The sequence below is a fragment of the Bacillus sp. ISL-45 genome, assembly GCF_018613195.1.
Classification (GTDB): Bacteria; Bacillota; Bacilli; order Bacillales; family Cytobacillaceae; genus Mesobacillus.
The window spans coordinates 123,435-138,622 of the sequence record NZ_JAGGQQ010000003.1; the positions used below are offsets into that span (position 1 = coordinate 123,435).

Sequence of the window (15,188 nt, forward strand, 5' to 3'; positions counted from 1 at the left end):
GTAATATAAAGCCATCTTGCAGGTCGGCAGTCAGTTTGCATGCTCTTTTCTCACAAAAGAGTCAACTTTGCGAAGGAATCCGATTTTGTAGTCAATTGCAGCAAAGTTTGAGAAAAGAGCCTAAAAAAACAATAAAAAAGACCCCCGAAGGAGTCTTAGCCGCCAATATAGGACATTTCGATTTTCTTTCTGTTCGCAACTGTTTCAGCCGTTCTTTCATCAGAATAACGGTCATCTCTATGATTCCAAACGTCCGTAATACGGCCGCGGAGTTCACCATCTGTAGCGCCAGCGCGCATGAAGTCGCGGATGTCGTGGCCATTGCCATTGAACAGGCATGTGAATATCTGGCCATTCGCTGACAAACGTGACCTTGTGCAGCTTGAGCAGAATGACTCTGATACCGATGAGATGAAACCGACATTAATATCCGTTCCTTTATAACGGTATTTTTTCGCGACTTCACCGAAATACTCAGGATCAACTGGTTCTAATTCATAATGCTGGCTCAAAAGGTCATGGATCTGCTTCTTCGTGATGACATCATCCATTTTCCAGCCATTCGTACTACCTACATCCATGAATTCAATGTAGCGGAGCTCCAGGCCTTCTTTTTTGCAGAATTCGGCCATTGGGAGAATCTCAGTATCATTGAGTCCCTTTTTGACTACCATATTGATCTTAACGCCCAAGCCAGCTTTCTTCGCTGACTCAATTCCTTTTAATACCGGACCTACACCAACATTCCGGCCATTAATTTCGCCAAACAATTCATCTTTTAAACTATCCAGGCTGATATTGACCCGCTTCAGTCCAGCAGCACGCAGCTCCTCTGCATACTTCGGCAGCATTACGCCATTGGTGGTCAAAGCGATATCCTTTAATCCTTCAATCTCATTCAGCATCTTGACGAGGATTGGCAAATCCTTGCGCATCAGTGGCTCCCCGCCTGTAAGCCTGATCTTTTCCACCCCAAGTTCTATGAATAACCTGGCCACACGTTCAATTTCTTCATATGACAATAGCTCGCTTTTAGGAAGGAAAGCGAAATCAGGGCCAAAGATTTCGGCAGGCATACAATACTGACAGCGGAAATTACAACGATCTATAACAGAAATACGCAAGTCGCGTAGCGGTCTATTTAATTGGTCTTTGATTATGTTTTTCACCATTTTGTGTCAACTCCAATTATAGAAGTGATGAATACTGAAATTGTAACAGCAACGCAGGTTCTTTACTGTTAATATTCTCACAGTAACATCTTCAGTCCTCTATTAGAATAGTAGATTACATCCTTATGTCTATATTACAACATAAAAACTGCAAGGATAGTGTTTTTGTGTAGAAATGTCATCATGTTGTCATAATATCATATAAAAAGCGCAAGCGCCTTAAGCAGGAATTTCTTTTCGGTAAAGCAAGGAAAAGACCGCATCAGGGACGCAGTCTTTTAAAAGGCTTATTCGTTCTTTAAGGTCAATTCACTGAACATGCCCACAAAGTTCTTAATTTCACCTGCTTCATTTTTCACTGGGCTGATTGTTAACCATTCAGTATAAATGGTACCGTTCTTCTTCTTGTTCCAAATCTCCCCCTGCCAGAATCCCTTGTACTTTACGGATTGCCACATCTCCCTGTAAAAGTCTTCCCCATGCTTACCGGATTGCAGGAGGCGAGGATTTTCCCCAATGACTTCCTCTGCACTGTAGCCTGTGACAGTCGTGAATGCTGGATTTACTTTTTCAATCGTACCGTTGACATCTGTAATCATGATTCCCTCAGCTGTGTGGTCGAGGATATTTTTAGCAAGATTTAATTTCTCCTGATAGAACATCCAAATCACGATGATTAGGCTTGCCAGCGCCACCTGTGATAAAGCCATGAAACCAATTGCATAGTGTCCGGTAAGGTTGAACAGGAATGCCAGCATAAGCGGCGGGAAAAATCCCCCTAATCCACCCATCGCTGAAACAATTCCGTTAACGATCCCAGCTTGCTTTGAAAAATAAAGCGGTACAAGCTTGAAGACAGTCCCATTCCCGATGCCGGCACTGACTGCGACTGCGAGACAGCCAATTGTATACAAAGTTAACGAAGGCGTGAACGAGAGCAGAAAGCCCGAAATGGTCATTCCTGCGAACACAGCCATCAATATGACGAATGAGTTGAATTTATCACCCAGCCAGCCGCCGATTGGCCTGAAAAACGTCGCCAGTGCAATGAAGCCTGCTGTCCTTAGTCCTGCATCGACTTTATCAAGCTCGAAATGAGATACCAGGAAGTTGGGCAGATAGATTGTGAAGGCTACAAATGAACCAAAAGTTAAGAAGTAAAATAAGCTCAATGCCCAAAGCTTCTGGTTTTTGTACACACTCTTGATTTGCTCAGCCAGAGGAGTCACAACTTTTGGTTCTTTTTTGTCACCGAGGAAAAAGTTAAGTAATGCGAATGCAATCAGCAAGATGATGAAAAGCTTGACAGTTAGCTGCCACCCGAACTGAGCTGCAATGACTGGTGCTGAAAAAGTTGTAACGGCCGTTCCCAGATTTCCTACCCCATAGATTCCGTTTACGAAGCCGTGGCGTTCTTTCGGATAGTATTTTGGCAGTGAGGTTACGCCTACAGAGAAAATGGCTCCCCCAGTGCCGACGAATAATCCTCCAATCAACAATTCAATATAGGAATCAGCAATACTGATGAAATAAACTGGAAACAGCAGGAATGCAAAGCTGATAAAAAACAGTTTTCTTGCCCCGTATTTGTTTGTCCAGAACCCAATTGGAATTCTAAGGACAGAACCAAGGACGACGGGAATGGCAGTAGCCATTGCTACCTGGTTGGCAGTCAGCTGAATATCCTCTTTAATGAACGGCATTAATGCAGATAAAATCACCCATACCATAAATCCAGCAACAAGACTGAGCGTTTGAAGCGGCAGTTGAACTTTTTGTGTGATCATGGTTTCCCCCTCTGTTTGCAAAAATTTTAGATATACCAGACAGTTACTTGGATAAATAGTAAGAAAAATCGAAACTATTAGATATGACGAACTTCACATCACTTTCTTTGTTCAATAAACTGTCACAGTTGTCTCTAAACAATTGAAACACCCGACTTTTATTATCGATATAATATAGATAGACTGACCGCATTTGTTTCGAAAATGTGAACAAAATGGTCTTATAATGTGACGAGATTTTGACATTTCCTTAATCATCATTTAGTTAACACTATCCCGATGTTATTATTGGGTCAATAAAGAGAAGCCACGGAAAAAAAGAAAAGCGCAGGAGCTAGACAATTCTCAAAGTGAGATCTATGCTTTTTAAAATCAAAAAAAGGGTGATGACCATGCCAAACACAACTAAAGCGACTCATTCAATTGAAATTAAAGAATTACTCCAGTTTGCCGACCGGACCATCCATGTACAAAAAGGATCATATCTGTTTCAGGAGGGCATGGAGGCAGAGGAGCTTTATTTGATCCTGGGCGGCAAGGTCCAAATCAGCAAAGTCACCCAGGATGGCCGCGAGCTTGCCTTAAGAATTTGCGGAGAAAACGATATTTGCGGAGAGTTGACACTTTTTACTGATGCACCTAAGTATCTCTTGAGTGCGCTAATCCTGGAAGATGCGAAAATCGCAGCAATCAGAAAAGATGTGATCGAAAAGGAGATTTTCCACAATCCATCACTTGCCTTTGAATTCATGAAGTGGATGAGCGATCATTTCCGTAAAACCCAGACTAAATTCCGCGACCTGGTTCTTAACGGGAAAAAAGGAGCATTATTCTCTACCTTGATCCGGATGACTAACAGCTATGGTGTCCAGAAAGATACCGGCATTTTGATCGACCTGCCGCTGACTAACCAGGAGCTGGCCAATTTCTGCGGAACTTCCCGCGAAAGCACAAACCGGATCTTGAACGACCTGAAGCGAGAAGGAATCATTTCAATTAAAAAAGGGAAAATCCTCGTACATGATGTAGATTATTTACGCCAGGAAATCGGCTGTGAAAACTGCCCGGCAGTTTTTTGTTCCATTGATTAATATAAAAAAGCGAGTGAATGCCTTTCATCTGGCATCACTCGCTTTTTTTTAAAGTTCCCCAGGAGAGCTTTATCAGCTCTCCTGCTTTTGCTTTCTCAACGCTTTAGGGATGTAAACACAGAATGGCTCGCTCTCCAGGTAATCACCGGTCATCGCGTATGCTCTTGAGCGTGAACCCCCGCATACATGCCTGAATTCGCACACTCCGCATTTTCCTTTGTACTCATCAGGATTCCTCAATGATTTGAAGACTGGCGAATCCCTGTAAATTTCAGCAAGGGGCTGTTCCCTTACGTTCCCTGCTTTCACAGGCAGCAGCCCGCTTGGGTATACATCTCCAACGTGGGAAATGAACACGAACCCATTGCCATCGTTGACCCCTTTTGGCGCGCGGCCAAGGCCGTCGATAGACCCTGTCAGTCCTTCCTTTGTCAGTGCAGTCAAGTAATCAATTTCGTCTGTATGATCCTTTGCTTCCCGCATTTTTTGCTGGATGACAACCCGGCGATAATGTTGGGCAGCAGTTGTTTTAATATCGAACTTAACCCTTTTGCTTAAATCATACAGCCAGGTGAAGACTTTCTCATGCTCCACAGGAGAGATCATGTCCTTTTCCTGTCCGCGTCCTGTTGGAACCAGGAAAAACACACTCCAAAGGACACAATCTAAATCTTCGACCATTTTAGCCATTTCATCCAAATACTCAATATTATATCGTGAAATGACAGTATTGATTTGAATCGGGATTTCCAGTTCATGCAAATACTTGATTCTTTCCATCGTCAAATCAAAAGAGCCTGCTGTTCCCCTGAAGTGGTCATGGACTTCAGCCGTTGGTCCGTCAATGCTGAAAGCCCAGCGGGACAATCCAACTGACTTCGCCTTTTCAATCGCTTCTTTCGTTACATTTGGTGTCGCACTTGGTGTCATCGAAACACGGACACCTTTTTTCACAACATACTCTGCGATATCAAAAACGTCTTCCCTCATCAATGGGTCTCCACCCGTGAACACAAGCATCGGATTATTCATCTCATATATTTGGTCAATCAGCGTTTTACCTTCTTCAAAAGACAATTCACGCGGATCTCGTCTATATTGTGCTTCCGCACGGCAGTGCAGGCATTTTAATTGGCAGGCTCTGGTAAGTTCCCAAATAACAATGAATGGGTCTTTGTTAAAATCTCTATCGAACATCATTGGCGCCTCCTTAAGTACTTCCCTATAAAAGAAGTATATAAGTGTTTCCAACATGATTAAGTGAACTAACTCACATAAATGAACCCGTAATTGCTATTTTGTATGACAATTTTGTGTCCTGTACTATCGGAATGAGATTTGTACAAATAATAAATTCCATGCCAGACAGCCATAAAAAAAGCAGCAGGAGAGTTCCTGCTGCTTTATCCTTATAACTTAATCCCTAACGCCTAGGGCGATTTTTGCATAACGGGACATCATGTCTTTTGACCATGGCGGGTTGAAAACGATATTTACTTCAGTATCTTTTACTTCAGGAAGGTCGGCAAGAGCCAGTTTTACCTGCTCAACGATCGTGCCTGCAAGCGGGCAGCCCATAGACGTCAACGTCATTGTCACTGTCGCAAGTCCTTCCTCGTTCAAATCAACATCATATACAAGCCCTAAATTAACGATATCGACGCCAAGTTCAGGGTCAACGACCATCTCAAGCGCACCCATAATGCTATCTTTTAATTCTTCATCCATCGGTGAACACTCCTTTTTTATTGCTGTAACCTATTACTATCATAACAATGATTTATAAGCATTTAAAGCGGAAAGGCATCAAATATGCTTTTCAAACCAATTTGCCGTTGCCTCCACACCCGCATTTGACACATTATGTCCTGCATTTTCGTCTGTAATGAATTCAAACTTTCCTTCTGCTTCCTTATAGCTTTTCCTGTTTTGCTCGTAAAAATGATAAGCAGCTTGATATGGTACAACCGGATCTAATTTTCCGTGCCAGAATAGCAATGGACGATGATTTAATTTTTCAGGCTGCAGGCTCAGGTCATACTGTTTAAGCTGATTCAGCAAACCTGATATTTCTTCCTGTGATAACCCAACCTGAACATTCCTTTTTTCCATTTCGTTCAGCTGCCATATCGCGAACTGCTCAAATGAAGGATTCCCCATCAAGCTGACACCAGCTTTTATCCACTCATACTTTGCCATTGCGCCGAGTGTCGTGATGCCTCCCATCGATGTACCCGCAACACCGATTCTCGCTGCATCCACCAGTCCGTCTTCAACCAACTCCTGTTTAATTGTCGAAAGTTCTTCGATCGATGTGATTACGATGTCCCAGAAACGGAAGCCAAGCTCGGTCTGCGACATCCCTTCGCTCCGTGTTCCATGATATTTCGCCTCAGGCATGATGACCCTGAATCCTTTTTCCGCAAAAGCATAAGCATAATGCATGTTTCGTTCCTTCGTGCTCGTAAACCCATGCAAAAAAACAATCAAAGGCATTCTCTCCTTAAATTGTTTTTGTTTTACAATATGGAGAACGGGAATATGTTGAATGGTTTTCTTTTCGACTAAAATCAATGATTGACCCTCCTGAAGAAAGCGGACATTAAATTTACCGCTCTTTTAAGTATCTAAAATGATTTTTTTACAATTTATATGTAAAATGGTTACCATAGTGGTTATAAGACCAATTAACCAGCAACCAATATATGTATTGTAGAACTCTTGCGAAAAAAGAGCCAATCATACGCATATTAATAGAAAAGCGGAGGCGACTGCCCAACTCCGACAAGCGTTGGAGGGCCTGACAGTGAAGTCGCTCTTTGACTTCATTGGCAGGACCGAAACGTCTCGAGGAGTTAGGAGCCGCAGCTGGACAATATGAAAAGCGTAAGCGCCTTGCTCAGCCCCGACAAGCGCGGTATTGAGACACTAAGAAAAATATTAGATTTAAAAAGGAGTATTTATGGCTGAAAAACATTTAATTGCATTAGATCTTGACGGAACATTACTGACAGATGATAAGACGATTTCTGAAAAAAACAAACACGTGATTAAAAAAGCACGGGAAGCAGGACATGTTGTCATGATCGCGACAGGAAGACCATTCCGATCCAGCGAGATGTATTACCATGAACTTGCCCTTGATACGCCAATCGTCAACTTCAATGGCGCGTTTATCCATCACCCGCTCGATAACAGCTGGGGAGTCCATCATTCTCCGCTTTCAATCGATGTGGCCAAAGATATTGTAGAGGCACTTGATGATTTTAAATTCCACAATATCATTGCCGAAGTAATCGACGATGTATATGTCCACTATCATGATGAAAAACTGATGGACATTTTTAATATGGGAAATCCGAATATCACAACAGGGGATTTGAGAAGGTATTTGAAGGCCTCACCAACCAGCATGCTGATCCACTCTGATGAAGAGGACGTACGTAAAATCCGTAAGCACCTTTCTGAGGTTCACGCCGAAGTAATCGACCACAGAAGCTGGGCTGCTCCGTTCCACGTCGTCGAAATCGTCAAAAGCGGGTTGAACAAAGCAGTTGGCTTAAAGAAAGCATCTGATTATTTCCAAATCCCTGCAGATCGCATTATTGCATTCGGTGACGAAGATAATGATTTGGAAATGCTTGAATACGCTGGACGCGGAATCGCAATGGGCAATGCGGTTGACGAAGTGAAAAACATCGCGAATGACATGACACTGACAAACGAAGAAGACGGCATTGGCGTCTATTTGAATGATTTGCTTAATTTAAAAGCTCTATAAGATACACCCAAGATGTCCGGTAGAAAAATTCTATCGGACATTTTTCGCTTGTTGCTGGCTGCGTTTGACCGTTATTTGTTTGTTTTTCCCTTTATAATCGGTACAATTCCCTGAATTTGGATGACGGCATAATTATTGTTGATGTTCGGGCAATTCCAGTTATTTTTCAGGAGATTTCCCCGCTTAATTAGGAGATTACACCCGATGATCGGGCAATTCCCTGGTTTCATTAGGAGGATAATTTTTCCAGTTACCATTTCCCTTTATAATTGATGGGTTTCTCCCTTCTATAAACTATAATTTTGGGATGAAGGCATGATTATTGCTGTTGTTCGGGGAAGTTCCTATTGATTTTAGCGACATTTCCGCGTTGGTCAGGTGATTACACAGGATAATCCCGCAACTTGCATTACAACCGTTTGTTTTCATGCCAAAAGAGCATACTATAAGCGAAGCAGCGTACCAGCCTGTTTCAAATTCGCTCGTAGATGGAGGGGAAAACGATGGGTAAAAGCAATAAATCCAAGCGTTTTATACAGCAAGGGGTAGATACTGTCTCCAAGCATGATGAAAGAATCCCTTACCACACCACGTATGCCGAGGCTGAAGCTCAAAAGATGGCAAATGTCAGAGAGTCCTCTTTAGGAGGAATTTAAATGGGAAACAGGCTTTTTCAGGAAGCAAGGAAGGCTGTCCATTTAGCTAAGACTGCAGAGCCTGCGGAACAGTCTGCAGCCATCAACACTGCTAAAAATGCTCTGTCATCAGCCTATGCCAATACGACAATGGCTGAAAAGGAGCAGCTTCGGTCATTTCAGGACGAGCTGAATTCAATTGAAAGTAAGTAAAGCAAAAGCTGGCGGGGATTCCGCCAGCTTTTGCTTTTTAGTTATTTGGATTAAATCTTTCGAGCAGCACTGGATAAGTATGAATGATTTCCCCATCCTTGCTGCGTTCATACAGATTGAGAATGACTGATCCATTTTGCGGAAGCTTGCTTTCAGGTATGGAAACCTCTAGTGTGAAAGGCTTCCAATGCGGGTATTTTGCATCAGGGACCACTTCTGTTTCGGCAATCAGCTGGTTATGACCATCTTCAACTGTATAATAAAACTTCCCATTGATTGGCCTGGCGTCTCCCATTATTTTATAATTCCCCTTGCCGCCCTCTGAAACAACGCCTTTAAAAACGGGATTCTCCGCAGGAATATACATTGTTTTCGTATCTGTAAGCAGCTTTTTGTCACCAACTGGTTTTCCATTGACGCTGGTTGCTTTTAACTGTGCAGTGACAGTGTATTCTCCTTCTGGGACTCTTTTACCTGAACTCGTATAATCCCATTTTTCCACCCACTTCATTTTTTCCTGCGGTTTCAAGTTCAGGGTTTCAAATGCCTGTGCAAAGGACTTTCCTTCCGAATACTGATATACCTTTTTCTTATTGGCATCCAGAACGGTAATTTCGTATTTTTGAGAGGTTGGGTATTCAAACGATAACTCTGTACTGCCCTGGTTTTGCAGGACAATCTCAAATTCGGCTTTTTCTGGACCAGCTATGGGGTCAATGTAAAAACTGTATTCGAGATTTACTGGTGACTGTTTTTCTTCCCCAATCGCCAGGGCAGGTGCGACCGCTATCAAAAGTAAGATAATCATCAAACCGACCTTCCTCATTAACAGTACCTCCGTTTCTGTGGTTACTCCCTTCGGAAAAAACCGAAGATCCCTGCAGTCTCAACAATATTGGTAAATGCATGTGGATCTACTTCCTTAATAATGTGTTCCAGGTCATACAATTCATACCTTGTGACGACAATAATGAGCATTTCCTTCTGTTCTCCTGAAAAAGCTCCCTTTGCTGGCAGCAGCGTGATACCACGTACAAGTTTGTCATGTATGGCCTTCTTTAATTCATCTGATTTCTTAGTGACTATCATCGCCGTCAATTTCTCATGCCGTGTATGGATGGCATCAATTAACCTTGTGGAAACATACAGAGCGACAAGAGTATAAAGAGCGTTCTCCCAGCCAAATACAAAGCCAGCTGTCATAATAATGATGCCATTCAATGTAAAGAAATATGTACCAACCGGCCGATCATTCATCCGGGACAGTACCATCGCAATGATATCCATGCCGCCAGTAGAAGCACCCCACTTCAAGGTAAGCCCTACACCAAGTGCCGCAATGACTCCCCCAAAAACAGCATTCAGCAGAATATCACTCGATACTTCTTTTACCGGAATGATTTCAAGAAAGAATGATGAAAGCAGCACGGAGATAAAACTATAAAGTGTAAATGATTTCCCCACCTTCATCCAGCCAAGGATTGTTACCGGAATATTCAATAACAATAGAAGAATTCCGGTAGAAATATTAAATGGCGCGAATGCACCAAGTATGCTCGAAACGAGCTGGGCAATCCCGGTAAAGCCGCTTGCATAAACATTTGCCGGGATTAAAAAGAAATTCAGTGACAAAGCATTCAAGAATGCCCCGATCACCACGATGATGATTTTTTTTGTTTCCAACCAGACCATGTAAATCCCCCTTATTCTTTTCTATTCTTCCTGTACCCCTATTTTGCCGAAAATCACTATATTTAATTGTCTTTTTCCCATATTCCCTATAAACTATTAACATAAAAAGGTTGAAAGCAGGTGAAAGTGATGTCAGTAAAAATCATGGCTGACAGTGCATGTGATTTGCCATTGAGTTTTTATGAAGAAAATGATGCAATACTATTCCCGTTGAAGGTCCATATTAATGACACTGAATATGAGGACCTGCGAACAATCCAGCCAAAGCAAGTGTACGATCAAATCCGCGCTGGCAACCTTCCAAAAACCTCTCAGGCATCTCCTGCTGGTTTTAAAGAAGTTTTTACGGAATTGGCCGAGAACAAACAGGATGGAATATACATAGCTTTCTCTTCACAATTGTCAGGAACATATCAGACAGCCGTCATGATTGCCGAGCAGGTAAAGGAAGAGTATCCAGACTTCAACTTGTCGATCATCGATACAAAATGTGCCTCACTTGGACAAGGGCTGGTTGTCATGGAAGCAGCACGGATGGCAAAGGAGAATTTTTCAAAGGATGAAATCGTTGAAGCCATCCATTTCCTAAGCGAGCATATGGAGCATCTATTTACTGTTGATGACCTTGACCATCTTGCTAAAGGCGGACGCGTATCTAAAGCTTCAGCTTTCGTCGGAGGCCTGTTGAATATCAAGCCACTGCTTAATGTGGAGGATGGGAAATTGGTTCCAATTGAAAAAATCCGCGGAAAGAAAAAGCTTCTTCGCAGGATCATTGAAGTAATGAAGGAACGCGGAGCGGCTTTTGAAAACCAAGTCGTCGGCATCAGCCATGCGGATGATTTAGAAACAGCTACCGAGATGAAGAATATGATTCATGAAGAGCTAAATGCAAAGGATGTTTTCATCACGTCGATTGGTGCAGCGGTCGGTTCCCATACAGGGCCAGGTACGATTGCTATTTTCTTCTTAAATAAACTGTCTTCATAATTTACATACTCCTTTCGGGTTTTAGGGAAAATAAAATGCACCTAACCTGAAAGGAGTTTTTTATATGCCACATACATCTGATAATGATAAAAAAGCAAAGGACAACAATGCCCTTCGCCACGAAAAAAATATGATGCGTGAAAAGAACCGGAAAGCAGGCAAGAATCAATACTCCAAGAAAACAGATCATCTTTAATAAAAACTTGAACTAACTATTTAATTGAATTCCATAATGAAAAAAATAGAGCCGACCGGCTCTATTTTTCTTTTTTATATGTCCAATTGTCTTCCTGATAGATCTTTCCTTCCTTCATAAGCCTTCCCATCGCCCTCTTGAAGGAGCCTTTGCTCATCCCGAAGCGTTCCTGGATGTCCTCGGCCATGCTCTTGTCATGGTACGGCATTGCGCCATTACGCAGCTCCAGATATTCCATGATTTTCTCAGCGTCTTCATCCAAGGCTTCCTGCTTGCGCGGCAAAAGCGAGATATTGACAGATCCATCCGGTTTTACATCGATGACCCTTCCCTCTACTTTCTGGCCAATACGCGGCTCAGTGCGGCGCTGTGATTCATGGATGAAGCCTTTGAAGCCTTCAGCAGTGATCATCCAGCTGCCCACCCTTGCCGTGCGGTATATATAGCCATGGACATTCTTATTAAAGTCGCTTCTAGTAGCCTTTTCAGAAATTTCCTGAATGACAGGATCGGTCGCCATACGTGCGTAAATCATATTGTTGCGATTAACTCGAAGCGTGATATAAAGCAAGTCTCCTTTTTCCGGCCAGACTGATTTTACTACTGGCAAATCTTCCTCACCGAGCAAGACATCCTTGCTTATGCCAATATCCAGGAATATGCCAACCCCTTCTTTGACATCAACGACCGGTACCCAATTATATTGACCTACCTGAACTTTTGGTATCGTTGTGGTCGCAGCCAGTCTGCCTCTTGATTCCACAAATAAAAAGACCTCTACTTTGTCTCCTTCTTCAAATGACCTGTCAGTATCATTTGAATGAAGCAGCACGTCCTCTTCCCCGTCCGTTAAAAAGTAACCAAAATCAACTATTCTCGCTACGGTCAGCTCCAAAGTCTGACCTGTATATTCGTTCAAGGACATATAATCCCTCCTGCCTTGTTATTAACATTTTACCCAAAGAACCAGAGCTCTAAATTACGTAAAGTTGTTTGAACTGCTATATTTTACTATAATGTAAGCAAAAGCGAAAGCGCCTGGACAGCCATTGTCCCCCGGCGCAGCAAATTTTCCTTATTCCGGAGGTAGTCATGTCTAAAGAGAGCTCATTTGATATTGTATCCAAGGTTGAATTGTCAGAAGTCACGAATGCAATCAGTATAGCAATGAAAGAAATCCAGAACCGCTACGATTTTAAGGGCAGTAAAAGTGATATATCACTTGATAAAGAAGAACTTGTCCTCATTTCCGATGATGAATATAAGCTTGACCAGCTGAAGGATGTACTATTCAGCAAGATGATCAAACGCGGCATTCCTATTAAAAATCTGGACTACGGGAAAGTCGAGCGTGCATCAGGAGGAACTGTCCGACAAAGAGCCAAACTGGTCCAGGGAATCGATAAAGAGAACGCGAAGAAGATCAATACAATCATCAAGAACAGCGGCTTGAAGATAAAGAGCCAGGTACAGGATGACCAGGTACGCGTCACAGGCAAAAATCGTGATGATCTTCAAAAAATCATCGCTGCTGTCAAAGAAGCAGATCTTACTGTAGATGTTCAATTCGTGAATTATCGTTAAAAAAGTGCTAAAACTTAATATTGTTGGATAAAAAGCGGACTATGGCAGCATTGTCCGCTTTTATTTATCTAAAAGTCATGAATGGTTCACAAACCGCCCATGGTATTATCCTATTTACACGATAAAATGAATGTATTGGTCTTAGATGTGACATTAGTCGGTCAGGGATACTTAATTTGATAAAACATTCACAAATCCTTCACAAAGTACTATTGGATTTCCCCTATTTTCACGTTAATATACCAGTAGGGGTATAAAACACATATTTTTTCAACCGAAAGGATGACAATACAATGGGTAAAAAAATCGTAATCATTGGCGGCGTAGCAGGTGGAGCAACTACAGCGACTAAACTAAGAAGACTTGATGAACAAGCTGAAATAGTTCTTTTTGAAAGAGGAGAGTTCATTTCTTTCGCAAACTGCGGCCTGCCTTATCATATCAGCGGCGTTATTGAAGACCGCAAAAAATTGCTCTTGCAAACTGTTGAAGGCATGAATGCACGTTATAACCTGGATATCCGCAATTTCTCTGAAGTGACTTCAATCAATCGTGAAGAGAAAACTGTATCTATCAAACATGTTCAAACTGGTGAAGAATACACAGAAAGCTATGACGTACTGGTTTTATCACCAGGAGCGAAACCAATCGTTCCTCCTATTGAAGGCTTGAAGAGCGCAAATGTATTTACGCTTAGAAATATCCCGGATATGGATAAAATCAAGGCGTATCTTGAAGATAACAATCCGAATAATGCAGTCGTAATCGGCGGAGGCTTCATCGGTCTTGAAATGGCTGAAAACCTGGTACACGCTGGAGTCAATGTCACTCTAGTCGAGAAATTGCCACAGGTTATGGGTCCGGTTGATCCAGAAATGGCAGCAATCGTTGAAGATGAGTTGAGAAAGAATGGTGTTGAGCTGATTCTCGGTGACGGTATAACTGATGTTCAAGAGAATGGCACAAAAGTTGTTCTTGAAAGCGGCAAGGTCCTTGATTCCGAGTTGATCATTCTGTCAATTGGTGTCCGTCCAGAAAACAAGCTTGCAGCTGACTCTGGCCTTGAGCTTGGAGAACGCGGCGGTATCAAGGTAAATGAATACCTGCAGACATCTGATGAGTCAATCTATGCAATGGGAGATTCGATCGAGGTTACTGACTATATCAATGGACAGCCAACAATGATTCCACTGGCATGGCCGGCAAACCGCCAGGCACACATTGTCGGCCATCATATCAATGGGCGTAAAATCGCATATCCAGGTACACTGGGCACTTCAATCGTTAAAGTATTTGAATTGACTGCTGCAACGACTGGCAACAGCGAAAAGCTATTGCGCAGACTGGGCATTCCATATGAGGTAGTCCATATCCATCCACTATCTCACGCTGGTTACTACCCTGGCGCAGAGCAAATCTCTCTTAAAGTTATTTTCGACAGAGAGACTGGCAAGATCTTTGGTGCACAGGCAGTCGGTAAAGATGGCGTTGATAAGCGTATTGATGTTATCGCAACGGCTATCAAGGGCGGATTGAACGTCTATGACCTTCAGGAGCTTGAGCTTGCATACGCACCACCATTCTCTTCTGCAAAAGATCCAGTGAATATGGCTGGTTACGTAGCTTCCAATATTGTCGATGGTACAATCGAAACGGTCCAGCACTATGAAGTTGACGAATTGCTCCAGGACGGTGCGTTCATGATTGACGTGCGTACTGAAAAAGAGCATGCAGATGGCAAAATTGAAGGCTCAAAAAATATTCCGCTTGATGATTTGCGCAATCGTCTTGATGAGCTTCCAAAGGATGAAACCATCCTGATCACTTGCCAGGTTGGATTGAGAGGTTACCTAGCTTCCCGTATCCTTCAGCAAAACGGCTTCAAGGTCAAGAACCTGACAGGCGGTTATAAGACTTATTCAATCTTTAAAAATAAACTTCAGTAAAGAAATTAAGCGGCTCCCTATTAAGGGGGCCGTTTTTTGACACATATAAACTGGGGATTCCTCTCTTTACTTTCCGTTAATGCAATTTATAACACTCTGAA

16 protein-coding genes are annotated in these 15,188 nt (G+C 42.5%); 8 read left to right on the forward strand and 8 right to left on the reverse strand.

Annotated features, from left to right (window positions below):
• Positions 1 to 155 precede the first annotated feature (155 nt).
• Both moaA and J7E35_RS02400 read right to left on the reverse strand, forming a co-directional pair.
• Complete coding sequence (gene moaA / locus J7E35_RS02395; RefSeq protein ID WP_251009678.1) at positions 156 to 1,172, reverse strand: GTP 3',8-cyclase MoaA; 1,017 nt, start codon at positions 1,170 to 1,172, stop codon at positions 156 to 158.
• Positions 1,173 to 1,459: 287 nt separating this feature from the next.
• Entirely contained in the window at positions 1,460 to 2,959 is a 1,500-nt protein-coding gene (locus J7E35_RS02400; protein ID WP_214776609.1) for a nitrate/nitrite transporter, read from the reverse strand.
• Positions 2,960 to 3,351: 392 nt separating this feature from the next.
• Here J7E35_RS02400 and J7E35_RS02405 point away from each other — a divergent pair, with 392 nt between their 5' ends.
• On the forward strand, positions 3,352 to 4,050 hold the full coding sequence (locus J7E35_RS02405; protein WP_214776610.1) for a Crp/Fnr family transcriptional regulator: 699 nt from the start codon (positions 3,352 to 3,354) through the stop codon (positions 4,048 to 4,050).
• Between the two features lie 72 nt (positions 4,051 to 4,122).
• Here the strand turns inward: J7E35_RS02405 and J7E35_RS02410 are convergent, their stop codons facing one another.
• The 3 genes from J7E35_RS02410 to yjfP form a co-directional block, all read right to left on the reverse strand.
• Positions 4,123 to 5,247 (reverse strand): TIGR04053 family radical SAM/SPASM domain-containing protein, encoded by a 1,125-nt coding sequence (locus tag J7E35_RS02410; RefSeq protein ID WP_214776611.1) that lies wholly within the window; start codon positions 5,245 to 5,247, stop codon positions 4,123 to 4,125.
• A gap of 219 nt (positions 5,248 to 5,466) precedes the next feature.
• Positions 5,467 to 5,778: a metal-sulfur cluster assembly factor gene (locus J7E35_RS02415; RefSeq protein ID WP_167832161.1), complete on the reverse strand. Its 312-nt coding sequence runs from the start codon at positions 5,776 to 5,778 to the stop codon at positions 5,467 to 5,469.
• A 78-nt stretch (positions 5,779 to 5,856) separates the two neighbouring features.
• Positions 5,857 to 6,624, reverse strand: a complete 768-nt coding sequence (yjfP, locus tag J7E35_RS02420) for an esterase (protein WP_214776612.1) — start codon at positions 6,622 to 6,624, stop codon at positions 5,857 to 5,859.
• Between the two features lie 388 nt (positions 6,625 to 7,012).
• Between yjfP and J7E35_RS02425 the strand changes: the two genes are divergently transcribed.
• The 3 genes from J7E35_RS02425 to J7E35_RS02435 all read left to right on the forward strand — a co-directional run bounded on the left by J7E35_RS02425 (position 7,013) and on the right by J7E35_RS02435 (position 8,679).
• On the forward strand, positions 7,013 to 7,831 hold the full coding sequence (locus tag J7E35_RS02425) for a Cof-type HAD-IIB family hydrolase (protein WP_214776613.1): 819 nt from the start codon (positions 7,013 to 7,015) through the stop codon (positions 7,829 to 7,831).
• Between the two features lie 503 nt (positions 7,832 to 8,334).
• Entirely contained in the window at positions 8,335 to 8,487 is a 153-nt protein-coding gene (locus J7E35_RS02430; RefSeq protein WP_214776614.1) for a hypothetical protein, read from the forward strand.
• Positions 8,488 to 8,679, forward strand: a complete 192-nt coding sequence (locus J7E35_RS02435; RefSeq protein WP_214776615.1) for a DUF3813 domain-containing protein — start codon at positions 8,488 to 8,490, stop codon at positions 8,677 to 8,679. It abuts the gene before it with no gap.
• 37 nt (positions 8,680 to 8,716) lie between these two features.
• Here J7E35_RS02435 and J7E35_RS02440 read toward each other — a convergent pair whose 3' ends face one another.
• Positions 8,717 to 9,505, reverse strand: coding sequence for a BsuPI-related putative proteinase inhibitor (locus J7E35_RS02440; protein ID WP_214776616.1), 789 nt, complete (start codon positions 9,503 to 9,505; stop codon positions 8,717 to 8,719).
• Positions 9,506 to 9,528: 23 nt separating this feature from the next.
• On the reverse strand, positions 9,529 to 10,371 hold the full coding sequence (locus J7E35_RS02445; protein ID WP_214776617.1) for a YitT family protein: 843 nt from the start codon (positions 10,369 to 10,371) through the stop codon (positions 9,529 to 9,531).
• A 129-nt stretch (positions 10,372 to 10,500) separates the two neighbouring features.
• Between J7E35_RS02445 and J7E35_RS02450 the strand changes: the two genes are divergently transcribed.
• Positions 10,501 to 11,361, forward strand: a complete 861-nt coding sequence (locus tag J7E35_RS02450) for a DegV family protein (protein ID WP_214776618.1) — start codon at positions 10,501 to 10,503, stop codon at positions 11,359 to 11,361.
• 64 nt (positions 11,362 to 11,425) lie between these two features.
• Complete coding sequence (locus tag J7E35_RS02455; protein WP_071976845.1) at positions 11,426 to 11,557, forward strand: DUF3941 domain-containing protein; 132 nt, start codon at positions 11,426 to 11,428, stop codon at positions 11,555 to 11,557.
• A 61-nt stretch (positions 11,558 to 11,618) separates the two neighbouring features.
• Here the strand turns inward: J7E35_RS02455 and J7E35_RS02460 are convergent, their stop codons facing one another.
• Positions 11,619 to 12,482 carry a CvfB family protein gene (locus J7E35_RS02460; protein WP_214776619.1) on the reverse strand — a complete coding sequence of 288 codons (864 nt, stop codon included), beginning with the start codon at positions 12,480 to 12,482 and terminating at the stop codon, positions 11,619 to 11,621.
• A 167-nt stretch (positions 12,483 to 12,649) separates the two neighbouring features.
• Between J7E35_RS02460 and J7E35_RS02465 the strand changes: the two genes are divergently transcribed.
• Complete coding sequence (locus tag J7E35_RS02465) at positions 12,650 to 13,141, forward strand: YajQ family cyclic di-GMP-binding protein (RefSeq protein ID WP_214776620.1); 492 nt, start codon at positions 12,650 to 12,652, stop codon at positions 13,139 to 13,141.
• Between the two features lie 293 nt (positions 13,142 to 13,434).
• Positions 13,435 to 15,087 (forward strand): CoA-disulfide reductase, encoded by a 1,653-nt coding sequence (locus J7E35_RS02470; protein ID WP_214776621.1) that lies wholly within the window; start codon positions 13,435 to 13,437, stop codon positions 15,085 to 15,087.
• The last annotated feature ends 101 nt before the right edge of the window (positions 15,088 to 15,188 follow it).